A 21,332-nucleotide genomic window follows, 5' to 3' on the forward strand; every position below is an offset into this window, starting at 1 on the left:
CTACCCGCCTGACCGGGGGCGCCGGACGGGTGGCTCAGATGAACGCCTCGGTCTCCAGGTCGAAGGCGAAGGGGGCCGGAAGGGTGAGCGACTTGCCGAACGGGATCGTGCAGTGCTGACGGTAGTCGTCCCCTTCCGGCTCGCTGAACAGCGTCACCGAGGACTCCTCGCGGTCGACCAGCAGGTACAGGGGGATGGGTCCGCGGGCATAGCAGTGCCTCTTGTCCGTGCGGTCGGCCCGGGGCTTGGTCGAGGTGACCTCGACGACGAGGGCCACGCCCTCGCATAGCATCCAGGGGTCCGCTCCCCGGTACAGACGCAGCTCTGTGGGGGCGAAGGTGCCATCGGGGATGACGTGGTTCCTGGGGCAGCGTCCGCCGCTCTTCAGTTTCAGTCCCTTGTTCCCGGAGAAGTCCATGTCGGTCCCGGCGAGCCTGATCACTTGTTTCAGAACCAGGCTGATGTAGTCCTCGTGGTCCCCGTCCGGCGGCGGCGTCACGACAATCTCCCCCTCGATGAGCTCGGCCCGGAAGCCCTCCGGCGTATCCAGCGCCAGGAAGCCCTCCAGCAGGACGTCCGCCTGCGTGAGCGGTTCGTGCGGCATGGCAGTCATGACACGCCCCTTCCTCGGTCGCTCGCCAGATGGGGACATCGATGGATCCGCCGTCCGTGAGATGGGAGTGCTTCCCTCGATCGTGGCACAGGAGGGAGCGCGGTTGTCAGATGCGGACGGGTGGGGTGCGCGCTTGACCTTGCCGCAGCGTCCAGGTTTCTACTGGCTCCATGCGCATCGGAGAGATCGCCGCGCTCGTAGGGGTCACCTCACGGGCGATCCGGCACTACCACCACATCGGACTGCTTCCCGAGCCCGCGCGCCGACCCAATGGTTATCGTGCCTACGGCGTGCGCGACGCCGTGGTATTGGCCCGGATCCGGCGTCTCACCGAGCTCGGGCTCGGGCTGGACGAGGTACGGGACGTCCTCGCCGACGACTCCGGGCGTGAACTCGTCGACGTGATCGTCGAGTTGGATGCCGATCTGGCCCGGCAGGAGGACGAGATCCGGGAGCGGCGGCGTCGGCTGGCCCGGCTGCTGGCCCGGCTGCTGGACGGGCCGGTGAGCGCCGAGGAGCCCGTATCGCCGGCGCTGGCCGAGCTGCTGGGCGCGGCTGTGGCCACCGGCTCCCCGACGGCCGCCAAGGACCGCGAGCACCTGGTGCTCCTGGACACGGCGGGCGTCGGCAGTGAGGTCTATGCCGCGCTGAGGCCGCTGGCCGAGGACCCGGCCGCGCACGCGCTGTACGAGCGGCTGGACGCACTGCTCGCGGCGCCCGTGGACGACCCCCGGGTCGCCCGTCTCGCCGCCGATCTGGTCGCCGCCGTACCGGACGAGATGCTGGCGGCGATCCCCTCCGACGGGCCGGTCACGGCGGGGTTCGGTCAGGCCCTGCTCGACGCATACGCGCCCGCGCAGGCCGAGGTGGTGCGCCGGGTGATGGCGGTCTTGGCGGCACGTGTGGCGGGGAGGGGAACAGGATGAGCGTGCGCATTGCGCGGTATGCCGTGGGGGCTGTGCCGGCTGTCGAATTGGCTCTGGGCGGCTGCCTGCTGGCGGGGGTCCGGGTCCCGGGTGCGGTGCTGCTCGGGGCCGAGGCCCTGGTGATCGGCGTGCTCGGGTTCGAGGTCATGGCCCTGTGGCGGCTCTGGCGCGCGGGGCGGCGGGCCGGTGCCGGACGGCGGGAGGCGATGGGCGCTGCGCTCCGCGCCGTCGTTCCCGACAAGGCGCGCCGTCTCGTCGCGCACGAGGTGCGCGGCCTGCACAGTCTCGGGCTGTGGGTGCTGCGGCGGCGGCACGGTGTGCCGGAGGGCGCCCTCGCCGTCCCTTACACCGGGCCGCAGACCGCGATGCTCTACGGCCTGGCCTTCGTCGCCGTGGTCGAGACGGTGATGCTGGCGCTGCTGGTCCCGTGGCCGGTCGTGCACGCGGTGCTCCTCGTGGTCGATGTGTACGGGGTCCTCCTGGTTCTCGCCTTCCACGCCGCGTGTGTGACCCGGCCGCACGTCGTGGACGCCGACGGGGCGCTGCGCATTCGGTACGGGGGCTTGTTCGACCTGCGGGTTCCCGCCGACGTGGTGGCCGGTGCACGGGTCGAGCGGAGATACCCCGAGGGCGGGCCGGTGCGGACGGAGGCGGACGGGGTGCTCGACCTCGTCGTGGGCGGTCAGACGACGGTGACCGTGGAGCTGGTCTCTCCGGTGGAGTTCGTCCGGCCGCTCGGGACGCGCGGGTGGGCGCGGACCGTGCGGTTCCATGCGGATGACCCGGGCGCCGCCGTGGCCGCGCTCACGCGGGGGCGAACAGGACCTTCGCGGTGCCAGGATCCGCCTGGGCGAGCCTGACCCGCAGCCGCTCCCCCAGCGGAAGGTTCTCCGTGCCGCCCTCGATCCGGGCGACGACGGCGGGGACGTCGATGTGGACGGTGCCCGTGGTGGGTTCCTGGTCCAGCACGTCGACCACGTACGCGTCGAAGACCTCGCCGATCCGGTCCTTGAGCAGCGCGGCCTCGACCACGTCGACGCACTCGCGCTCCACCGTGTTGGCGCGTCTGGTTCCGTCCGCCATCTCCCTGGGCAGGTCGGGCAGGGCGGCGAGGACCCATTCGGGCGGGTCGTGTTCCGCGACCGCGGCGAGGCACAGCTCGGCCGTGTACCGGTCGACCAGGCGGCGCAGCGGGGCGGTGCAGTGGGTGTAGAGGTCGGCGACCGCGGCGTGGATGGCGGGGGTGGGGAGTTCACCGCGTTCGAAGACGGTGTAGCCGGCGCCGCGCAGCAGCGTGGTGCACTCCTGGAGGAACGCGGCGTGGTCGGCCCTCCTCGGGTCGAGGGAGCGGACGACCTGGGCGTACGGGACGTGGTGCGGCCAGTCGATGTGCAGCGCCTCGGCCGAGCGGCGGAGCCGGGCCACGGCGCCGTCCGGCGCGACCGGCAGGGTCCGCAGGATGCCGGTGCCGGTCTCCGCCATGAGGTGGGCGGCGGCCATGCCGGTCAGCAGGGAGATCTGGGCGTTCCAGCCGTCGGCGGGCAGCGGAGCGCGGTATTCCAGGCCGTACGCGCCGTCGCGCGCGACGATCTCCTGCTCGGGCACGTTGAGGGAGATGCCGCCGCGGGCGACCTCCTGCTCCTCACGGAGCCGTCCGATGTCCCGGAGCAGCGCCAGGGGCTCTTCGGCGGTGCCCGCGTCGATCTGCCGCTGGACGCCCGCGTAGTCGAGTTTCGCGCGGCTGCGGACGAGGGCCCGGTGCACCGAGGTGGCGACGACGGCGCCCTCGGCGTCGAGGTCGATCTGCCAGAGCGCGGCGGGGCGGGTCTGCCCGGGAAGGAGGCTGGCGGCGTCCTCGGAGAGCGAGGTGGGGTGGAGGGGGACCTTGCCGTCGGGGAAGTAGAGGGTCGTCACCCTGCGGTGGGCCTCGGCATCGAGTGCGCCACCCGGGCGTACGAAGGCGGCGACATCGGCGATGGCGTAGTGCACGCGGAAGCCGTGACGGCGGCGTTCGAGATGCACGGCCTGGTCGAGGTCGGCCGATGCGGGCGGGTCGATGGTGAAGAGCGGCAGGTCCGTCGCGTCCTTGTGGCCCGACACCGCCGGGGCCGCCGCTGCCTGCGCCGCCTCGGCGAGGACGGCGGGCGGGAAGCCGTCGGGCAGTTCGAGCTCGGTGCGCAGCTTGCGCAGGGCCGCCCGCAGGGGGGTGTCGGCCGGCCCGGTCATGTGGAGGTGGCGGCGAGGCATGGATCGAGCGTATGGCGGGGCGGGCGGGGCGGCATCCCGGGTGCCGGACAGGCTCCGGTCGGCCTGCGGCGCCCCCGTACGCTGGGCGCGGGCCTCCGCGGCCCGCCTGCCTGTGCGTACGAAGGAGAACCGCCGTGCTCGTGCTGTTGCCGCCCTCCGAAGGAAAGGCCGCGTCGGGGCGCGGAGCATCCCTGAAGCCGGAGTCGCTGTCGCTGCCGGGTCTGGCCCCGGCACGGGCCGCGGTCCTCGACGAGCTGGTCGAGCTGTGCGCGGCGGACGAGGAGAAGGCCCGTGAGGTGCTCGGGCTGAGCGAGGGGCTGCGCGGCGAGATCGCGAAGAACGTCGAGCTGCGGACGGCGGGGACGCGTCCGGCCGGGGAGATCTACACGGGGGTGCTGTACGACGCCCTGGACCTGGCCTCCCTGGACGCGGCGGCCGGGCGGCGGGCCGGCAGGTCGCTGCTGGTCTTCTCCGGGCTGTGGGGCGCCGTGCGGGTGGGCGACCGGATTCCTTCGTACCGCTGTTCGATGGGTGTGAAGCTGCCGGGGCTCGGCGCGCTCGGGGCGTACTGGCGCGGCCCGATGGCACAGGTCATGCCGGAGGCGGCCGGGGACGGGCTCGTTCTGGACCTGCGGTCGTCCGCGTACACCGCGGCCTGGAAGCCGAAGGGTGAGGTGGCGGAGCGCACGGCGAGTGTGCGGGTGCTGCACTCCCAGGTGGTGGACGGGGTCGAGAAGCGCTCCGTGGTCAGTCACTTCAACAAGGCGACGAAGGGGCGGTTGGTCCGCGATCTGCTGATGGCGGGCGCTCGGCCGAAGGGGCCCGCGGAGCTGGTGGAGACCTTGCGGGAGCTCGGGTACGTGGTGGAGGCCGAGGCCCCCGCACGGGCCGGGCGGGCATGGTCGCTCGATGTCGTGGTGACCGAGATCCACTGACCCGGACAGTCACGCGTTGCAGCATGTGCAACGTTCGTTGCGTACGATGCTGCGGGCGCGGCAAGATGGGGCGCATGACCTCCTCCGTGCTGGACCTTGCCCCCGTCGTCCCCGTCGTCGTCCTGGAGGACGCCGCCGACGCGGTGCCGCTCGCCCGCGCCCTGGTCGCGGGCGGGCTCCCGGCCATCGAGGTGACGCTGCGCACCGCCGCGGCCCTGGACGCGATCAAGGCCATCGCGGCCGAGGTGCCGGACGCGGTGGTCGGCGCCGGCACGGTGATCTCCGTGCCGAACGTCTCCGAGACCGTCGCCGCGGGGGCCCGGTTCCTGGTCAGTCCCGGCTGGACGGACGCACTGCTGGGCGCGATGAAGGCGTCGGGGGTGCCGTTCCTGCCGGGCGTATCGACGACGTCCGAGGTGGTCGCGCTGCTGGAGCGCGGGATCACCGAGATGAAGTTCTTCCCGGCCGAGGCGGCGGGCGGCACGGCGTATCTGAAGGCGCTCTCCTCGCCACTGCCGCAGGCCCGGTTCTGCCCGACGGGTGGCATCTCGCCCGCCTCCGCACCGTCCTATCTGAAGCTGCCCAACGTCGGCTGCGTGGGCGGCAGTTGGATGATCCCGGCGGACGCGGTGGCGGCGAAGGACTGGGCCCGGGTGGAACGGCTGGCGAGCGAGGCGGCGGCGCTGCGCGACTGACGGAGGCGGGGCGGGGCGGGCTCGACGGCTGGTTCCGAGCCCGGCGGGGAACCGGCGGTTGCGGACGCCCGCCGCCTCCCCCCGCCCGCTGCCTGCTACCTCAGATGCGAGGTGTCGTTCAGCAGCCTGAGTGACATGTTCCCGTCCGCGTAGTACGCCACCGCGGATACCGAGGCCGCCGAGAGTTCCATCCGGAACATGGCGTCCGGCGGAGCGCCGAGCGCCAGCCGCACCAGGGTCTTGATCGGCGTCACATGGGTGACCAGAAGGACCGTGCGGCCCGCGTAGCGGGCGGTGAGGCGGTCGCGGGTGGCGGCGACGCGGCGGGTGACCTCGGCGAAGCTCTCACCACCACCGGTGGGGGCCGCCTTCGCGGAGCCGAGCCAGGCGTCCAGGTCGGCGCCGTGACGCTCACGCACCTCGGCGAACGTCAGCCCCTCCCAGGCGCCGAAGTCCGTTTCGCGCAGGCCGTCCTCGATCCGGACCTCCAGACCGAGCCGGGACGCCACCGCCGCCGCCGTCTCGCGGCAGCGCCGCAGCGGGGAGCTGACGATCTCCTCGATCGTGCCCCGGGCGGCCAGCGACCGGGCGACGAGTTCGGCCTGGTGGCGGCCGGTCGCCGAGAGTTCGGGGTCGCTGCCGCCGCTGCCGGAGAACCGCTTCTCGGGGGTGAGGGCCGTCTCGCCGTGCCGGAGCAGTACGAAGGTGGCGGGCGCCCCGAGATCGGGCGCCGCACCCCAGCCCACCTGCGGGGCGGCCGGGGACGCGGCTGCCGCGGCCGGTCCGGCTCCCGGGCGGGAGGACAGTGCCGCACGGGCCCTGGCCGCGCCCGCCGCCGCGTCACCGGGCGGGCCGGAGACGGGCGGCAGGCCGGCGGTCGTCGAGGGCCGGGGGGCGTCGAGGGCGGCCGTCGAGGACAACGGCTCCCACTGCTTGCCGCGCCTGCCGGCGTCCATCGCCTCGTTGGCCAGCCGGTCCGCGTGCTTGTTCTTCTCGCGCGGGATCCACTCGTACGTGACGGCGGAGGCCGGCAGGATCCTGGCGGCCTGTGCCGCGAGCGGCTTCATGTCGGGATGCTTGATCTTCCAGCGGCCCGACATCTGCTCCACGACCAGCTTGGAGTCCATCCGCACCCGCACCCGCAGCGCACCGTCCGCCGAGGCGTCCGGCACCAGCGCCTTCGCCGCCTTCAGGCCCGCGATGAGGCCCTTGTACTCGGCGACGTTGTTCGTCGCGACGCCGATGTACTCGGCGGTCTCGGCAAGGGTCTCCCCCGTCACCGCGTCGATGACGACCGCTCCGTAACCGGCGGGCCCCGGGTTGCCCCGGGAACCGCCGTCGGCCTCGACGACGAGCTGGCGCGGCTGGGTCATTACAGGCCCGACTCCGCCGTACGGACCAGGATGCGGCGGCAGTTCTCGCAGCGCAGGACGGTGTCCGGGGAGGCCGCCTTCACGTCATTGACCTCGGTGATGTTCAGTTCGAGACGGCAGCCCTCGCAGCGACGCTGGTAGAGGCGGGCGGCCCCGACCCCGCCCTGCTGGACGCGGAGCTTGTCGTACAGCTTGAGCAGGTCCGCAGGGACGGAACCGGCGACGAGCTCGCGCTGCTTGGTGACGGTCGCGGCCTCCTCGTCGAGCTCCTTGGTCGCGGCATCGCGGCGGGCGGTCGCGTCGTCGGCCTTGGCCTGGACGGCGGAGACCCGGTCGGACAGTTCGGCGACGCGCTCCTGGGCGGACTCGCGGCGCTCCATCACTTCGAGGACGATGTCCTCCAGGTCGCCCTGGCGCTTGGCGAGCGAGGCGATCTCGCGCTGGAGGCTCTCCAGGTCCTTCGGGGAGGTGACCGCACCCGAGTCGAGGCGCTGCTGGTCGCGGGTGGCGCGCTGGCGCACCTGGTCGACGTCCTGCTCCGCCTTCGTCTGCTCGCGGGCGGTGTCGCTCTCCTCGGTCTGCGAGGCGACCAGCAGGTCACGCAGTTGCGCGAGGTCGCTCGTGAGCGACTCGATCTCGGTGTGCTCGGGCAGCGACTTGCGCCGGTGCGCAAGCTGCGACAGACGTACGTCGAGGGCCTGGACGTCGAGGAGTCGGATCTGGTCGGCGGGCGCGGCGTTCAGTTGGGGGCTCCAGAAGAGTGGTGGGTGGTGGTGGTCCAGGGGTCGGTGACCTGCTTCGAGACATGGACCCGAAGGCCCCATCCATGGCGGTCGGAAATCGCGTCGAGCTGCGCCGCGGCCTGTTCGCACCAGGGCCATTCGGTGGCCCAGTGCGCGGCGTCGACCAGGCCGAGCGGGGAGTGCTGGATGGCTTCGGAGGCCGGGTGGTGGCGCAGGTCGGCGGTGAGGAAGGCGTCGACGCCCGCCGCGCGCACCGCGTCGAAGAGGCTGTCACCGGAGCCGCCGCTCACCGCGACGGTGCGCACCGTCGCCGCCGGATCGCCCGCGAGCCGGATGCCCTGCGCGGTGGCGGGCAGCCGCGCGGCGGCGCGGGCGGCGAAGTCGGCCAGGCTCTCGGGGTGGTCGAGCACACAGATCCGGCCGAGGCCGCGACGGCCCTTGGGGTCGGCCGGGTCCGGTACGAGGGGCCCCTCCACGCGCAGGTCGAGCGCGCCGGCGAGGGCGTCGGCGACACCCGGATCGGCGGTGTCGGCGTTGGTGTGGGCGACGTGCAGCGCGACGTCGTGCTTGATGAGGGTGTGCACGACCCGGCCCTTGAAGGTGTCGGCCGCGACCGTCGTCGTACCCCGCAGATAGAGCGGGTGGTGGGTGACGATCAGCTGGGCGCCGAGCCTGAGCGCCTCGTCGACGATCTCCTGGACGGGGTCGACGGCGAAGAGCACGCGGTCGACCTCGGAACCGGGGTCTCCGCAGACGGTGCCGACCGCGTCCCATCCTTCGGCCCGCTCGGGCGGCCAGAGAGCGTCGAGCTCGGCGAGGACTTCAGACAGACGGGGCACAGGGAAAAGGCTACCTGCCCCCGGCGCCCCGTCGCCCATGGCCTCGGCGACCCGTGCGGACGGGCCGCCGGGTCCGCCGGGTCCTGTCGTCGGGCGGCCGGTCGCCGCCCGGAGGACGGCCGCGCGACACCCGGCGCCGCGAGCGGCGGCGCCGAGGGACGCGCGGCCGACGGGCAGCCGACGGGCGGCCCGCCGACACGAACGGGGAAATCGTTACTTCACGAGGTCGGCACGGAGGTCGTCGAGGACGAGATTCGCCGCCGTGACACCGAGCCCGAGGTACCAGGTCTCGTCGGAGACGTCCTTGGCCTGGCCGTCCTTGACCGCCTTGAGGTTCTTCCACAGCGGGTTGGACTGGGTGGTGTCGCGCTTGGTGGCCTTCACGTCCCCGTAGACACCGGTGAAGATCCAGTCGGCGTCGGCCTCGTCGATCTTCTCCGGGCTGATCTCCGCGGCGAGGTCGTCGATCTGCTGGTTCTTGGGCCGCGGCAGACCGACGTCCTCAAGGATCGTGCCGATGAAGGACGCCTTGGCGTAGAGCCGGATCCGGTCCGGCAGGTAGCGGACCATGGAGATGGTCGGCTTGTTCGGGCCGATGTCCTCGCCGAGCTTCTTGGCCTTCGCCTCGTAGGCGGCGAGCTCGCTCTTCGCCTTGGCGGTCTTGTCCAGTGCCGCCGCGTTGAGGAGGTAGTTCTCCTTCCAGGTGAAGCCCGGACGGATGGAGAACACGGTCGGCGCGATCTTGGAGAGGGCGTCGTACTTGTCGGCGGCGCGCAGCTGGCTGCCGAGGATCAGGTCGGGCTTCAGGCCGGCGATCGCCTCAAGGTTGAGGTTGTTGATCGTGCCGACGTTCTTGGGGTTGCCCGCGTCCTTCTTCAGGTACGAGGGAATGGCCGCGTCGCCCTCGGAGGGGGCGTAGCCGACCGGCTTGACGCCCAGCGAGACCACGTTGTCGAACTCGCCGACGTCCAGCACGACGACGCGCTTGGGGGCGGACTTGATCTCGGTCTTGCCCATGGCGTGGGTGAGGGTCCGGGGGAACTGGCCCGCCTTGGCGTCCGTTCCGTACTCCGCCGTCTTCTTCGCGGCGTCACCGAAGTCCTTGCCGCCCGTCGCGACGGCGGCCTTCTTGTCACCGCCGCCCTCGGACTTGGCCGAGCCGGCCGAGCCCCCGCCGTCGCTCCCGCAGGCCGAGAGGGAAAGGGCGGCGGCCACCGCCAGGCCGACTGCGGCAGTACCGCGGCGACGAAGGGACATCACAGGCTCCAGTCGAGGGTCACACAGTTATCGCTTAGGGATGCCTAACCTTAGTCACCCGCTTCGCGGCCAGCACAGGCGCCCCCTCCCCCTCAGGCGAATCCGGCCATCACCACCCTTATGTGTGAAGAGACAGGTCTCGTGTTGTTCGGCAGGAAGTGCGAAAACTAGCTTCGGTTGCCGGAGGTGACCCGTCCATGACTGCCTGTGCCATCGAGAACGGGACCGAGGGGCCGGCCGGAGCCGCCGGAGACGCGGTCCTGGCGGACGACGAGCCGGTCACGGGCGGGACGGAGATCCCGCCCGAGCAGGCCGCCGCGGCCGGTGCGTGGGGCGGATCCGGTGCGCCCTGCGGGGCGGCCCTCGCCCCGCCCTCGTTCACGATCACCGCGGACGGTTCGTACGCGGCCCGGCTCGCCCTGCGCACTGTCGTCACCGAACCGTCCGACGAGGCCGCCCAGGCGTGGTTCGTGGAGCGCTGGACCCTCGACGGGCACGAGCCGTACGCCGTACCGCTCCCCCTGGACCAGCCGGAGGAGCCGGACTCCGAGGTACTGCCGCTGGCCGACGGACGGGTGCTGATCCGGCGCCGGGTCGCGGACCGGCACGCCTTCTCGCTGCTCTATCCGACCGGCCCCGGTACCGGTGAACTGCCCCTCGGCGCCGTCGGATGCGCGGATCTGACCCTGTTGCCGCCGTCACCGGACGGCGCGAGTGCGTACGCCCTGTCGGTCGGTGCGCACTCCACCGCCGTCTGGCTGGTGGCGGGCGGCGCCTTCGGCCCCGAGCGGGTCGCGGAAGTGCCGGGGCGCTGCTCCGGCGGGGTCTGGCTGGACCGGGCGGGGCGAATGCTGGCCCTGGACCGGGAGATGCCGGGCGGCGGTCCGGTCAAGGCGGTCGCCGTGGACCTGGAGCGGGGCGGCGAGGTGACACCGCTGCTGCAGATCGCACCGGACAGCGACGACCGGCTGCTGCTGGCCGACGCGGACAGCGGGCTGCTGCTGATCCGCTCGGACGCGCCGGGGCACGACCGGCTCGGGTGGGGGGTGCTGGGCAGCTGTCTGCCGGTGCGTTTCCCGGAGTGTCTGCGCCCGGCGGATGTCGCGGTGAGGCCGTTCGCCGTACAGCCGGGGCAGACCCTGATGCCGGAGAGCTGCGCGGTGGCCCTGCGGATCGACGGGGCGGCGGGCAGCTGGCTCGGGGTGTGGCGCCCCGCGGGGCGCCGGCTGCATCAACTCGCCGCCCCCGAGGGGTGGCAGGCCGGTCGCGGGGTGTGGACCCGGAACGGCGTGCTCAGACTTCCGTACGCCGACGAGAACGTGGCGTGCGGGGTGGCGCTGCTGGAGGCGCCGACGGACGGGGAGCACGGCGCGGGACCGGCGCGGGAGGCGGGCACGGAAAGCGGTATGCAACCGTCCGCCGCCGCTGCGCCTCTTCCCGTGTGCAAGCCGATTCCACTGGCGCAGGCGCCTCTCACGGGGCGCACGGTGCCTGCTGGAGCGGTCGGCGATCGAGGGGGGCGGGCGCCGTCCCCGAATGGCCGGGCGTTCTAGAATCCTGGGCCTGGGCTACGCAGCCGTCGCCGATGGCGACCGTGCCGTGTTGCGGTGGCGTGATCGGCCCTGGTGACACACACATAAGCGATCACAACGGGGTGACTTCCCACATGTCTGAAGCCCGAACCGACACGACCCAGACGCGTCCGCCGGTGGCGGACGCGGAACGGGCCGAAGCCGGCGGCGCCGGAAAGCACCGAGGGGGCGTGTCGTCGGAGGACGAGGCGGCACAGCCGCACGGCCGCCACCGGCGTCCCTCCGAGGGGGACGGCCGGGCGGCCTGACCGCGCGGAACATCGACGAGGGACGGGTGGGCCCCGGCAGCCGGTCGGCTGCCGGGGCCCACCCGTGTCCGTGGTGATCAGCCCCGCTTCAGACCGAGCACCTCCGCCGCGGCGAAGGTCTCGTTCGGCGGCCGGTCCTCGTAGTACGGGGAGATCAGCTCGTCCAGCTCGTCGAAGGAGAACGTCTCCTTCGACGCGTCGAACTTGGCCGCCACCTTGGGACGTTCGACGATCGCGACCATCCCGCCGTGCACGACGAGCAGCTGCCCGTTGACCTTGGCGGCCGCCGGGGAGGCCAGATAGCCGACCAGCGGTGAGACGTGCTCGGGGGCGAGCGCGTCGAGCCGGCCGTCCGTCGGTTCCTGGAAGCCCGCGAAGACGTCCTCGGTCATCCGGGTACGGGCCCGCGGGCAGATGGCGTTGGCGGTGACGCCGTACTTGGCCAGGGCCAGGGCCGTGGAGGTGGTGAGGCCGACGATGCCTCCCTTGGCCGCCGCGTAGTTCGGCTGACCCGCCGATCCGGCCAGGAACGCCTCCGAGGAGGTGTTGACGATCCGGCCGTAGACCGGGCCGCCGGACTCCTTGGAGCGGGTGCGCCAGTGGGAGGCGGCGAAGTGCGTGGTGTTGAAGTGGCCCTTGAGGTGGACCCGGATGACGGAGTCCCACTCGTCCTCGGTCATCGAGAAGATCATCCGGTCGCGCAGGATCCCGGCGTTGTTGACCAGGATGTCGAGCTTTCCGTAGGTGTCGACGGCCAGCTCCACCAGGGCGCGGGCCTGGTCGTGGTCGGAGACGTCGCCGAGGTGCGCGACCGCCCGGCCGCCCGCCGCCCGGATCTCCTCGGCGACCTCCTCGGCCGGGGTCGCGGACGCCTCGCCGGAGCCGTCTCGGCCCGGCTGTCCGTAGTCATTGACGACGACGGACGCGCCGAGCCCCGCCAGTTCCAGTGCTTCGGCGCGTCCGAGGCCGCGGCCCGCGCCCGTGACGATCGCGGACATGCCGTCCAGGGGAAGTGACATCGGAATCTCGGAGTCCTCTCAGGTGGACACAGGGAGGGAGCGGGGCGGGGGTCAGAGTTCGATGCAGGTACGCAGCGACTCGCCGGTCCTCATCTGGTCGAGGGCGTCGTTGATGCCGTCGAGCCGCACCCGGTGGGTGATCATCGATTCCAGGTCGATCCGGCCGGCCCGCCACAACGCGATGGCCCGTTCGTACGACCGGAGCACATCGCCTCCGCCGTACATCGAGGGCAGGATCCGCTTCTCGTCGAAGAACAGCTCGAACATGTTGGCCTGGAAGTTGTCGTCCATCGCGCCCGCGCCGACGATGCAGAGGGTGCCGCCGCGCCGGGTGTTCTCGTATGCCGTGCGGGCGGTGGCGGACTTGCCGACGACCTCGAAGACGTAGTCGAAGCCCTCGTTCGAGGTGATCCGCTGTTTGGCGTCGGCGAATTCCTCGGGCGGGACGGCCTCGGTCGCGCCGAACCGCAGCGCTGCCTCGCGCCGGGAGGCCACCGGGTCCACGGCCACGATCTGGGCGGCCCCCCGCACTCTGGCCCCCTGGATGGTGGAGATGCCGACGCCGCCGCAGCCGATGACGGCGACCGACGAACCGGCCTCCACCTGTGCGGTGTTGATGGCCGCTCCCAGCCCGGTGGTCACCCCGCAGCCGATCAGCGCGGCGATCTCGAACGGCACGTCCTCGGGGATCGGTACCGCGCAGCCCGCGCCGACGACGACCTCCTCGGTGAAGGTGCCGGTGCCCGCGAAGCCGAAGACCTCTCCCCCGGGGCGCTTGAAGTTGGGGGTGCCGGCGTTCATGAAGCCGGCCAGGCAGAGGTGGGTCTGGCCGCGTTTGCAGGACGGACACGCCCCGCAGGCGGGCAGCCAGCAGACCAGCACCCGGTCCCCCGCGCTCAGCCCGGTGACGCCGTCGCCGACGTCGACGACCTCGCCCGCGCCCTCGTGGCCCGGGATGAAGGGGGCGGGCTGCGGCAGCACCCCGTTCATCGCGGAGACATCGGAGTGGCACAGTCCGGTGGCCCGGATGCGGAGCCTGACCTTGCCGGGGCCGAAGCCCACCGCCTCGACGTCGTCGAGGACTTCCAGTTTGTCCTGACCGATCTCGTGCAGTACGGCTGCGCGCATGGTGCGGCTCCCCTCATGGGCCTGTGGACCTCTTGGAGTTGGTTCAGGAGTGTTCGACGAAGGTGTCGCCGAGGACCGGGGCGTCGTCCCGCTCGACGGCTCGCACCTCGACGCGGACGTGGTCCTCGCCGGTCCACATCCGGATGCGGAGGGTCTCGCCGGGGAAGACGACGCCGACGAAACGGGTGCGATAGGAGCGGATACGGGTCACATCGCCGCCGAGCACCGTGTCGGTGACGGCCTTGAGCGTCATGCCGTAGGTGCACAGCCCGTGCAGGATCGGCCGGTCGAAGCCGGCCAGCCGGGCGAACTCGGGGTCGGCGTGCAGCGGGTTCCAGTCCCCGGAGAGCCGGTACAGCAGCGCCTGGTCGGGCCGGATCGGCCGCTCCACCACATGGTCGGGCGCGACCTCGGGACAGGCGACCCGTTCGGACGGTCCGCGCTCCCCGCCGAAGCCGCCCTCGCCCCGGACGAAGATCTGGGCGTCGTTCGTCCACAACGGGCCCTCGTCGTCGGCGGCTTCGGTACGCAGCACCAGTACGGCCGCCTTGACCTTGTCGTACACCGCGGCGACCTTCGAGGTCTGTACGGCGGTGCCCTTCACGGGGATCGGCCGGTGCACGCGTACGGACTGCCCGCCGTGCAGGACGGCGGCCAGGTCGACGTCGACACCGGGCGAGGAGAGCCCGCCGACGACGCCCGCGCCCGCCCCCGCGACGGTGGCGAAGGAGGGCAGCACCTGGAGCCGTGACTCCAGGGTGTAGCGCAGTTCGCCGGGGTCGGTGGCCGGGTCGGCCCGGTCGGGATCGGCTCCGGCGCCGATCCCCAGGTGGTAGAGCTGCACGTCCTTGTGATCCCAGCTGATCCGGGTGGACCGCGGTTCGGCGGCGACAGCCTTTTCGGCATCAATGGGCATGGGGAAGCCGCTCCTTGATGGTGGGAAGACCTCGGCGCGGCCGTCCGCACCGTCGGCCGCACCGAGGTCGTGCGGGACCGGCCGCCGCGTCCTGTTCTAGAACGCGTTCTAGCCGATGACCCCATGTATAACGCAGCACCCAGCAGTTGTGAAGACCGCTGCTGACGCTGCGTCAGATCCGTTGCCGGCCGCGCCGCCCGCCATGACATATGTCATCGCGAAGTCCGTACGCACACCCCTGCCGGGCCCCGGGCGCCGTTCCGTAGCGTCGTGGTCATGAAGCAGACAACGGGGAGTTCGGCCGCGGTGGTCCTCACCGAGGTGGTCAAGACCTTCGGCCGGGCGGGGCGGAGCGTACGGGCCGTGGACGGGATCGATCTGTCCATCGGCCGCGGCGAGACCGTCGCCCTGCTCGGCCGCAACGGGGCGGGCAAGTCCACCACCATCGGCCTTCTGCTGGGGCTGGACGAGCCGGACTCCGGCAGTGTGCGGGTGCTGGGCAGGACCGCCGAGCAGGCGGTACGGGACGGTCTGGTCGGCGCCATGCTCCAGGACGGACGGCCCATCCAGCGGGTGACCGTCCGCGAACTGATCACCTTCGTCGCCTCGACCTACCCGCAGCCGATGCCGGTGGCCGAGGCCCTCTCCCTGGCGGGCGTCACCGGGTACGCGGACCGGCGCGTCGACAAGCTCTCCGGCGGCCAGACCCAGCGCGTCCGCTTCGCCGTCGCGCTGGCCGGCAACCCCGAGCTGATCGTCCTGGACGAACCGACCGCCGCCCTGGACGTGGAGGCGCGCCGCACGTTCTGGGAGTCGATGCGGGCCTACGCCCGGCGCGGCAACACCGTTCTGTTCTCCACCCACTATCTGGAGGAGGCCGACGAGAACGCCGACCGGATCGTCGTCATCGACCGGGGCCGGATCGTCGCGGACGGGAGCGGCGACACGATCCGGGGCTCGGCCGGCAGCAGCCTCGTCTCCTTCGACCTGGCGGGCCGGCCGACCGAGGGCCTGGAACTGCTGCCCGGCGTCGTCACCGTCGAGGCGACCGGGGACCGGGCGCTGCTGCACACGGACGACTCGGACGCCACCGTCGTGGAGCTGGCCCGCCTCGGCCTGATCCGTGGCCTCCAGGTCTCCCGGGCCACGCTGGAGGACGCCTTCCTCGCCCTCACCGCACCCGCCGCCGGGGCAGCCCCGACCGCTACCGAGAAGGAGATCGCGTGATGTTCCGCTACATCGTGCTGGAGGTCCGCCGGACCCTGCGTGACGGCTTCTTCCTGATCTTCGGGACCGGGATGCCGGTGATGATGTATCTGCTTTTCACCAACATCGGCGGGGGCGAGGGCGTCGACGGCTGGAAGACGGCTTCGATGGTCGGCATGGCCGCGTACGGAGCACTTGGTTCCGCCATGTCGATCGGTACGGGGGTCGCCTCCGACAAGACGCTCGGCTGGCTGCAGCAGCTGCGGGTCACCCCGCTTGCCCCTTCCCAGGCAGTCGTGGGCCGGGCGATCAGCGGTTCGGTGACCGTCCTGCCGACGATCCTGACGGTGCTGCTGGCCGGCGGACTGGTCAACGGGGTACGGCTGGACGCCTGGCAGTGGATCACCCTGACGCTGCTGCTGTGGATCGGCGCGCTGCCGTTCACCCTGCTCGGCCTCGGCAACGGCTACCGGCTCACCCCGCAGGGCACCGGGGTCGTCAACGTGGCCTGCCTGATGGGCTTCGCGATCGTCGGCGGGCTGTGGTTCCCGCTGGACCTGCTTCCCGGGTGGCTGCGTTCGATCGGCCGGTTCACCCCCGCCAACCGGTTCGCCGACCTGGGCTGGGCGACCACCGACGGACACGCGCCCGGCACCGGCACGATCGCCGTGCTCTGCGCGTGGCTCCTGCTGTTCGGTGCGTACGCCGTGATCTCGTACCGTCGGTCCGCGAGGACCGTGTGACAGGAGTGGACATGGCCAGGAACCGAGCGGACACGCGGCGGGAAGGGCGCAGATCTCGCGACGACCGGCGCCCCGGCCCGCCCGGACCGTACACCCTGCTGCCCTGGCTGCTGATGGGCTTGGGCGCCTTCTCCAATCTCTTCCAGGGCGAGACCCCCAACCCCTGGCTCGGCGGTCTCGGGCTGCTCGTCTTCAACTCGCTCTACATCTCCGTGGTGTTCCGCGGCTTCGACAGGAGGAAGCGCGAGAGCCCGGTGTCGTACTGGCTGCTCGCCGCGATGGCCACGGTCACGTTCGGGCTCGCGATCGGCTACGGCGGGAGCTGGCTACTGTTCTTCCCGCTGCTCTCACTGGCCTGTGGCACCATCCTGCGCCACCGGCGGCTGGTCGCCGGGCTGCTCTCGCTCGCCGTGGTCGCCACCCTCGTCGCGGTGTGGCGCGGGAACGGCGGCTCCGACCCGTGGACCATCGGATACGGCACCTTCATCTCGGGCGCGGTGACCGCCGCGATCCTCACCCTCGCGGAGACCGTGATGGAACTGCGCGCGACCCGGCAGGAACTGGCCCGCACCGCCGTCGAGAAGGAACGGCTGCGGTTCTCCCGTGATCTGCACGATCTGCTGGGCCACACGCTCTCCGTGATCGTGGTCAAGTCGGAGGCCGCGCGCCGGCTCGCGCCGCGCGACATGGATGCGGCACTCGTCCAGGTCGCGGACATCGAGTCCGTCGGCCGCCAGGCCCTCACCGAGATCCGTGAGGCCGTCACCGGCTACCGCGAGGGAAGCCTCGCCACCGAACTGGACCGGGCCCGGTCCGCGCTGACCGCCGCCGGGATCGAACCGGTGCTCCGCCGCTCGGGACCGCCGCTCGCCCCGCAGACGGAGGCGCTGCTCGGCTGGGTGGTGCGGGAGGCCGTCACCAATGTCGTACGCCACTCCCACGCCACCACCTGCACGTTCGTGGTCGACGGCACGTCCGAACGGGTCCGGCTGACGGTCACGGACGACGGCTACGGATCGGCCCCCGACGCATCGGCCACGCCCGGCATCGGCGGCACCGGACTGACCGGCCTGACCGAGCGCCTCGCCGCGGCGGGCGGCTCGCTCCGGGCGGGCCCGGGGCCGGAGCGCGGCTTCGTGCTCACCGCGGAACTGCCGGTGGACGGGACGGGCGGGACGGATCCCGCGGACGCCACGGCCTCGACCCGCGCGCGGAGCCGGTGAACGGGCCCCGGGACACCGTCCGGCGCGGTCCGTTCGTGTGCCGTTCCCGGGGAACAGCCGCCGGGGCGAGCGGTCCATCGGTATGGCGACGTTCACCGCCGTACCGCCCCTTGTCTGAGACGCTGGCCGTATGACTGACATGCCCGGCGGGCGGCCCGCGAAGTGTGTACGCGTCCTCCTCGCCGAGGACCAGGGCATGATGCGCGGTGCGCTCGCCCTGCTGCTCGGTCTGGAGCCGGACATCGAGGTCGTCGCCCAGGTGGCCGCCGGGAACGAGATCGTGGACGCCGCGCTGCTGTCCCGCCCCGATGTGGCGCTCCTGGACATCGAGCTCCCGGGCCGCAGCGGTCTGGACGCCGCCGCCGATCTGCGCGCGGAGGTGCCGGACTGCCGGGTGCTGATCCTCACCACGTTCGGCCGCCCCGGCTATCTGCGCCGCGCGATGGAGGCCGGGGCGGCGGGGTTCCTGGTCAAGGACGGACCGGTCGAGGAGCTCGCCGACGCGATCCGCCGGGTGCTGAGGGGCGAGACGGTGATCGACCCGGCGCTGGCCGCCGCCGCGCTCAGCGCCGGTCCCAGCCCGCTGACAGCGCGGGAGCGGGACGCGCTGAACGCCTCGGTGGACGGGGCGACGGTCGCCGACATCGCGGCGAAGCTGCATCTGTCCGAGTCGACGGTGCGGAACTACCTGTCGTCGGCGATCGGCAAGACCGGTACGCGCAACCGGATGGAGGCGGTGCGCGCGGCGCGGCAGCAGGGGTGGCTGTAGGAGGCCGGGACGGCCCTGTCCGGGTCAGTGCCGAGCGGACCGGTGGCGCGGCAGCCAGAGCACCATCAGCAGCAGTCCGCCCAGCAGCACCGTGCCGGCCGTGCGGAACGCCAGCGCGTACCCGGCGGTGAGCTCCGCCGGCCCGGTGCCGCCCGCGGTGCGTGCCGCGGCGACGGTGGACAGCGCGGCGAGACCGAGCGCGCCGCCCATCGTGCGGGAGGTGTTGACGAGGCCGGACACCAGACCGGATTCGCCGGGGGCCGCGCCCGTGATGGCCAGGGAGGCGAGCGGGGTGGACGCCAGGCCGGCACCGGCCATCATCAGGACGCCGGGCAGACAGACCGAGGTGAGGTAGGAGCCGTCGGCCCCCATCGTGGACTGCCAGCCGAAGCCCGCGGCTGCGACGGTCGTACCGATGAGTGCCAGGTTCTTCGCACCGACCCGGGCCATGACACGGGGCGCGCACTTCGAGCCCAGCACGATGGCCAACGACGTGGGCATCAGGGCGAGTCCGGCCTCCAGCGGGGTGTAGCCCAGCACGGACTGGGCGTACACGGTCATGAAGTACCACATGGAGAACGTCGCGGAACCGATCACGAACATCGCCGCGTTCGCCGAGGTCACCGCCCGTTCCCTGAGCACCCTGAGCGGCATCAGCGGCTCCGCGGTCCAGGCCTCCACCGCCACGAAGGCGATGAGCACGGCCACCCCGCCGAGCAGCGGCACCAGGGTCGCGGCGGCGGTCCAGCCCGACTCCTCGGTCTGCACGATGCCGTACGCGACGGAGGCGAGGCCCGCCGTGACGAGGACCGCGCCCAGGAAGTCGATCCGCCGCCGGTCGCCCGCCCGGCCCTCGGCGAGCCAGAGGGCGGCACCGGCCAGGACGAGCACGCCGACCGGGACGTTGATCAGCAGGACCCACCGCCAGGAGAGCAGATCGGTGAGTGCTCCGCCGATCAGCCCGCCCGCCGCGCCGCCGCCCGCGCCGACGGCCATCCAGGTGCCGATCGCCTTCGTCCGGGCCGGGCCCTCGGGGACGGCGGTGGTGAGCAGGGTGAGGGTGGCGGGGGCGAGCACGGCGGCACCGAGCCCCTGCGCGGCGCGGGCGGCCAGCAGCTGCCAGCCCTCCTGGGCGAGTCCGCCGCCCAGGGAGGCCGCGGTGAACAGCCCGAGGCCTATGAGGAACATCCGCTTGCGCCCGTATATGTCGGCGGCCCGTCCGCCGAGCAGCATGAATCCGGCGAACGCGATCGAGTAGGCGTTGAGCACCCACTGGAGCCCCGCCGCGCTCATCCCGAGGTCGGAGCGCATGGACGGCAGGGCGACATTGACGACGGACACGTCGAGCACGACGAGGAACTGGCCGGTACAGGCGGCGAGTACCGCCGCCCAGGTGCGGGTCCTGGGCCGGTGCAGCCGGGGTGCGGGCGTCGTGACGTCAACCATGACGGTCATCCTCGCAGCCGTTCGGGGGCTCGTACATCGGTATTCGGACCGACCCCGGCTCGGTCCGGCGGCGCAGCGGGCCGCGCGCCGATCGCCCCGCCCACCGGCCCGCCGGCCCCCGCCGACGGGCCCGGCGACCTCCGCCGATCGCCCGCTGACGTCCGCTGATCGCCTCGCTACCGCCGCAGCAGCGTCACCACCGCCGCCCCGCCGAGCCCGATGTTGTGCGCCAGGCCGACCCGCGCGTCCTTCACCTGCCGGCCCCGTGCCTCCCCCCTGAGCTGCCAGGTGAGTTCGGCGGCCTGAGCGATTCCGGTGGCGCCGAGCGGGTGCCCCTTGGAGATCAGCCCGCCGGACGGGTTGACCACCCACCGGCCGCCGTACGTGGTGGCCCCGGACTCGACGAGCTTCCCGGACTCGCCCTCGCCGCACAGGCCGAGCGCCTCATAGGTGAGGAGTTCGTTGATGGAGAAGCAGTCGTGCAGCTCGATGACGTCGAGGTCGCCGGCCGAGAGCCCCGAGGCCGCGTACACCTGCTGGGCGGCGGCGCGCGACATCGGCTGCCCCACGGCGTCGATGCAGGTGCCGGAGGCGAAGGAGTCGTCGGTGTCGGTGGTCATGGCCTGGGCGACGATCTCGACCGCCCGGTCGCCCAGGTCGTGGCTCTCGACGAAACGTTCCGACACGACGACGGCGGCGGCCGCCCCGTCGGAGGTGGGTGAACACTGGAGTTTGGTCAGCGGCCGGTGGATGGTCTTCGCGGCGAGGATCTCCTCGACCGTGTACGGGTCCTGGAACTGGGCGTAGGGGTTGTTCACCGAGTGCCGGTGGTTCTTCGCACCGACCGCGGCGAGCTGCGCCTCGGTCGTCCCGTACCGCTCCATGTGCTCACGGGCCGCGTTGCCGAATATCTGGGCGGTGGGCGGACTCATCTCGAAGCCGTGGGCGGCGGCCATGATCCCGTAGTGCCGGGCCACCGGTGACGTCTTGAAGTCCGAGGCGCCGCCGTCGGCGCCACCGCCACCGAGCGCACCGCGCGCCATCTTCTCGAAGCCGAGCGCGAGGACGCAGTCGCTGCCGCCGCCCTCGACGAACTGCCGGGCCGTCATCAGCGCGGTGGAACCGGTGGCGCAGTTGTTGTTGACGTTGTAGACGGGCACTCCGGTCAGCCCGAGTCCGTACACGGCGCGCTGACCGGCGGTGGAGGCCTGGAAGCAGTAGCCGACGACGGCCTGCTGGACCTTTTCGTAGGTGAGCGAGGCATCGGCGAGCGCCGCCGTCCCGGCCTCCTTCGCCATGTCCCAGTACTGCCAGTCGCGGGTCTCGGGCTTCTCGAACTTCGTCATGCCGACACCGACGACGTACGCCTTCATGAGCTTCATCGGCTTCATCGGCTTCGTGGACTCCATGGGCT

At 72.3% G+C, this 21,332-nt stretch carries 21 protein-coding genes; 10 read left to right on the forward strand and 11 right to left on the reverse strand.

Translation table 11 applies throughout. The features are described 5' to 3' along the window. Window positions 1–34 precede the first annotated feature (34 nt). Entirely contained in the window at window positions 35–604 is a 570-nt protein-coding gene (locus tag ACZ68L_RS19425) for a Uma2 family endonuclease (protein WP_469578705.1), read from the reverse strand. Between the two features lie 179 nt (window positions 605–783). Here ACZ68L_RS19425 and ACZ68L_RS19430 point away from each other — a divergent pair, with 179 nt between their 5' ends. Both ACZ68L_RS19430 and ACZ68L_RS19435 read left to right on the forward strand, forming a co-directional pair. Continuing rightward, entirely contained in the window at window positions 784–1,539 is a 756-nt protein-coding gene (locus ACZ68L_RS19430; protein ID WP_469578465.1) for a MerR family transcriptional regulator, read from the forward strand. Continuing rightward, window positions 1,536–2,399, forward strand: coding sequence for a hypothetical protein (locus tag ACZ68L_RS19435; protein WP_469578467.1), 864 nt, complete (start codon window positions 1,536–1,538; stop codon window positions 2,397–2,399). The genes ACZ68L_RS19430 and ACZ68L_RS19435 overlap by 4 nt, the downstream gene beginning before the upstream one ends. On the opposite strand, the gene ACZ68L_RS19440 is transcribed toward ACZ68L_RS19435, so the two are convergent. Continuing rightward, window positions 2,344–3,786, reverse strand: coding sequence for an RNB domain-containing ribonuclease (locus ACZ68L_RS19440; protein WP_469578469.1), 1,443 nt, complete (start codon window positions 3,784–3,786; stop codon window positions 2,344–2,346). The genes ACZ68L_RS19435 and ACZ68L_RS19440 overlap by 56 nt on opposite strands. A 134-nt stretch (window positions 3,787–3,920) precedes the next feature. Between ACZ68L_RS19440 and yaaA the strand changes: the two genes are divergently transcribed. Both yaaA and eda read left to right on the forward strand, forming a co-directional pair. Next, complete coding sequence (gene yaaA / locus ACZ68L_RS19445; protein ID WP_469578471.1) at window positions 3,921–4,721, forward strand: peroxide stress protein YaaA; 801 nt, start codon at window positions 3,921–3,923, stop codon at window positions 4,719–4,721. Between the two features lie 74 nt (window positions 4,722–4,795). Next, window positions 4,796–5,416 (forward strand): bifunctional 4-hydroxy-2-oxoglutarate aldolase/2-dehydro-3-deoxy-phosphogluconate aldolase, encoded by a 621-nt coding sequence (eda, locus tag ACZ68L_RS19450; RefSeq protein WP_469578473.1) that lies wholly within the window; start codon window positions 4,796–4,798, stop codon window positions 5,414–5,416. A gap of 95 nt (window positions 5,417–5,511) precedes the next feature. Here eda and ACZ68L_RS19455 read toward each other — a convergent pair whose 3' ends face one another. The 4 genes from ACZ68L_RS19455 to ACZ68L_RS19470 all read right to left on the reverse strand — a co-directional run bounded on the left by ACZ68L_RS19455 (window position 5,512) and on the right by ACZ68L_RS19470 (window position 9,628). Beyond that, entirely contained in the window at window positions 5,512–6,789 is a 1,278-nt protein-coding gene (locus ACZ68L_RS19455) for a bifunctional RNase H/acid phosphatase (protein WP_469578476.1), read from the reverse strand. Next, on the reverse strand, window positions 6,789–7,532 hold the full coding sequence (locus ACZ68L_RS19460) for a zinc ribbon domain-containing protein (RefSeq protein WP_469578708.1): 744 nt from the start codon (window positions 7,530–7,532) through the stop codon (window positions 6,789–6,791). Before ACZ68L_RS19460 ends, ACZ68L_RS19455 begins: the two co-directional genes overlap by 1 nt. Beyond that, window positions 7,529–8,371: a Nif3-like dinuclear metal center hexameric protein gene (locus tag ACZ68L_RS19465; protein ID WP_469578479.1), complete on the reverse strand. Its 843-nt coding sequence runs from the start codon at window positions 8,369–8,371 to the stop codon at window positions 7,529–7,531. Before ACZ68L_RS19465 ends, ACZ68L_RS19460 begins: the two co-directional genes overlap by 4 nt. Window positions 8,372–8,584: 213 nt before the next feature. Further along, window positions 8,585–9,628, reverse strand: a complete 1,044-nt coding sequence (locus tag ACZ68L_RS19470; RefSeq protein ID WP_469578480.1) for an ABC transporter substrate-binding protein — start codon at window positions 9,626–9,628, stop codon at window positions 8,585–8,587. Between the two features lie 197 nt (window positions 9,629–9,825). On the opposite strand from ACZ68L_RS19470, the gene ACZ68L_RS19475 reads away from it, so the two are divergent. Both ACZ68L_RS19475 and ACZ68L_RS19480 read left to right on the forward strand, forming a co-directional pair. Further along, the gene (locus ACZ68L_RS19475) at window positions 9,826–11,181 is read left to right on the forward strand and encodes a hypothetical protein (protein WP_469578484.1); all 1,356 of its coding nucleotides are present in this window, start codon (window positions 9,826–9,828) and stop codon (window positions 11,179–11,181) included. Window positions 11,182–11,294: 113 nt separating this feature from the next. Beyond that, window positions 11,295–11,468: a hypothetical protein gene (locus tag ACZ68L_RS19480; RefSeq protein WP_469578486.1), complete on the forward strand. Its 174-nt coding sequence runs from the start codon at window positions 11,295–11,297 to the stop codon at window positions 11,466–11,468. 77 nt (window positions 11,469–11,545) lie between these two features. On the opposite strand, the gene ACZ68L_RS19485 is transcribed toward ACZ68L_RS19480, so the two are convergent. The 3 genes from ACZ68L_RS19485 to ACZ68L_RS19495 are packed head-to-tail and all read right to left on the reverse strand — an operon-like array spanning window position 11,546 to window position 14,531. Further along, window positions 11,546–12,487 (reverse strand): 3-oxoacyl-ACP reductase, encoded by a 942-nt coding sequence (locus ACZ68L_RS19485; protein ID WP_469578488.1) that lies wholly within the window; start codon window positions 12,485–12,487, stop codon window positions 11,546–11,548. A 51-nt stretch (window positions 12,488–12,538) separates the two neighbouring features. After that, on the reverse strand, window positions 12,539–13,615 hold the full coding sequence (locus ACZ68L_RS19490) for a Zn-dependent alcohol dehydrogenase (RefSeq protein WP_469578490.1): 1,077 nt from the start codon (window positions 13,613–13,615) through the stop codon (window positions 12,539–12,541). Window positions 13,616–13,658: 43 nt separating this feature from the next. Then, window positions 13,659–14,531, reverse strand: a complete 873-nt coding sequence (locus ACZ68L_RS19495) for a MaoC/PaaZ C-terminal domain-containing protein (RefSeq protein ID WP_469578491.1) — start codon at window positions 14,529–14,531, stop codon at window positions 13,659–13,661. Window positions 14,532–14,807: 276 nt separating this feature from the next. On the opposite strand from ACZ68L_RS19495, the gene ACZ68L_RS19500 reads away from it, so the two are divergent. From ACZ68L_RS19500 to ACZ68L_RS19515, 4 genes are all read left to right on the forward strand, one after another. Further along, the gene (locus ACZ68L_RS19500) at window positions 14,808–15,758 is read left to right on the forward strand and encodes an ABC transporter ATP-binding protein (RefSeq protein WP_469578495.1); all 951 of its coding nucleotides are present in this window, start codon (window positions 14,808–14,810) and stop codon (window positions 15,756–15,758) included. Beyond that, window positions 15,758–16,480, forward strand: a complete 723-nt coding sequence (locus ACZ68L_RS19505) for an ABC transporter permease (protein ID WP_469578498.1) — start codon at window positions 15,758–15,760, stop codon at window positions 16,478–16,480. The genes ACZ68L_RS19500 and ACZ68L_RS19505 overlap by 1 nt, the downstream gene beginning before the upstream one ends. 11 nt (window positions 16,481–16,491) lie before the next feature. Next, complete coding sequence (locus tag ACZ68L_RS19510; RefSeq protein ID WP_469578501.1) at window positions 16,492–17,703, forward strand: sensor histidine kinase; 1,212 nt, start codon at window positions 16,492–16,494, stop codon at window positions 17,701–17,703. A 130-nt stretch (window positions 17,704–17,833) separates the two neighbouring features. Continuing rightward, a complete protein-coding gene (locus ACZ68L_RS19515; RefSeq protein ID WP_469578503.1) occupies window positions 17,834–18,472 on the forward strand; it encodes a response regulator in 639 nt (212 codons plus the stop codon). A gap of 24 nt (window positions 18,473–18,496) precedes the next feature. Here the strand turns inward: ACZ68L_RS19515 and ACZ68L_RS19520 are convergent, their stop codons facing one another. Beyond that, complete coding sequence (locus tag ACZ68L_RS19520; RefSeq protein ID WP_469578505.1) at window positions 18,497–19,927, reverse strand: MFS transporter; 1,431 nt, start codon at window positions 19,925–19,927, stop codon at window positions 18,497–18,499. Between the two features lie 167 nt (window positions 19,928–20,094). Continuing rightward, window positions 20,095–21,291 carry a lipid-transfer protein gene (locus ACZ68L_RS19525; protein WP_469578709.1) on the reverse strand — a complete coding sequence of 399 codons (1,197 nt, stop codon included), beginning with the start codon at window positions 21,289–21,291 and terminating at the stop codon, window positions 20,095–20,097. Window positions 21,292–21,332 lie beyond the last annotated feature (41 nt).

The sequence above is a fragment of the Streptomyces sp. NPDC104309 genome, assembly GCF_055584025.1.

Bases quoted from the DNA above. Each gene is read 5' to 3' on its own strand.
- ACZ68L_RS19425 (WP_469578705.1), bottom strand. From the start codon at position 604: ATGCCGCACGAACCGCTCACGCAGGCGGACGTCCTGCTGGAGGGCTTC.
- ACZ68L_RS19430 (WP_469578465.1), top strand. From the start codon at position 784: ATGCGCATCGGAGAGATCGCCGCGCTCGTAGGGGTCACCTCACGGGCG.
- ACZ68L_RS19435 (WP_469578467.1), top strand. From the start codon at position 1,536: ATGAGCGTGCGCATTGCGCGGTATGCCGTGGGGGCTGTGCCGGCTGTC.
- ACZ68L_RS19440 (WP_469578469.1), bottom strand. From the start codon at position 3,786: ATGCCTCGCCGCCACCTCCACATGACCGGGCCGGCCGACACCCCCCTG.
- eda (WP_469578473.1), top strand. From the start codon at position 4,796: ATGACCTCCTCCGTGCTGGACCTTGCCCCCGTCGTCCCCGTCGTCGTC.
- ACZ68L_RS19455 (WP_469578476.1), bottom strand. From the start codon at position 6,789: ATGACCCAGCCGCGCCAGCTCGTCGTCGAGGCCGACGGCGGTTCCCGG.
- ACZ68L_RS19470 (WP_469578480.1), bottom strand. From the start codon at position 9,628: ATGTCCCTTCGTCGCCGCGGTACTGCCGCAGTCGGCCTGGCGGTGGCC.
- ACZ68L_RS19475 (WP_469578484.1), top strand. From the start codon at position 9,826: ATGACTGCCTGTGCCATCGAGAACGGGACCGAGGGGCCGGCCGGAGCC.
- ACZ68L_RS19480 (WP_469578486.1), top strand. From the start codon at position 11,295: ATGTCTGAAGCCCGAACCGACACGACCCAGACGCGTCCGCCGGTGGCG.
- ACZ68L_RS19485 (WP_469578488.1), bottom strand. From the start codon at position 12,487: ATGTCACTTCCCCTGGACGGCATGTCCGCGATCGTCACGGGCGCGGGC.
- ACZ68L_RS19490 (WP_469578490.1), bottom strand. From the start codon at position 13,615: ATGCGCGCAGCCGTACTGCACGAGATCGGTCAGGACAAACTGGAAGTC.
- ACZ68L_RS19495 (WP_469578491.1), bottom strand. From the start codon at position 14,531: ATGCCCATTGATGCCGAAAAGGCTGTCGCCGCCGAACCGCGGTCCACC.
- ACZ68L_RS19500 (WP_469578495.1), top strand. From the start codon at position 14,808: ATGAAGCAGACAACGGGGAGTTCGGCCGCGGTGGTCCTCACCGAGGTG.
- ACZ68L_RS19505 (WP_469578498.1), top strand. From the start codon at position 15,758: ATGTTCCGCTACATCGTGCTGGAGGTCCGCCGGACCCTGCGTGACGGC.
- ACZ68L_RS19510 (WP_469578501.1), top strand. From the start codon at position 16,492: ATGGCCAGGAACCGAGCGGACACGCGGCGGGAAGGGCGCAGATCTCGC.
- ACZ68L_RS19515 (WP_469578503.1), top strand. From the start codon at position 17,834: ATGACTGACATGCCCGGCGGGCGGCCCGCGAAGTGTGTACGCGTCCTC.
- ACZ68L_RS19520 (WP_469578505.1), bottom strand. From the start codon at position 19,927: ATGACCGTCATGGTTGACGTCACGACGCCCGCACCCCGGCTGCACCGG.
- ACZ68L_RS19525 (WP_469578709.1), bottom strand. From the start codon at position 21,291: ATGAAGGCGTACGTCGTCGGTGTCGGCATGACGAAGTTCGAGAAGCCC.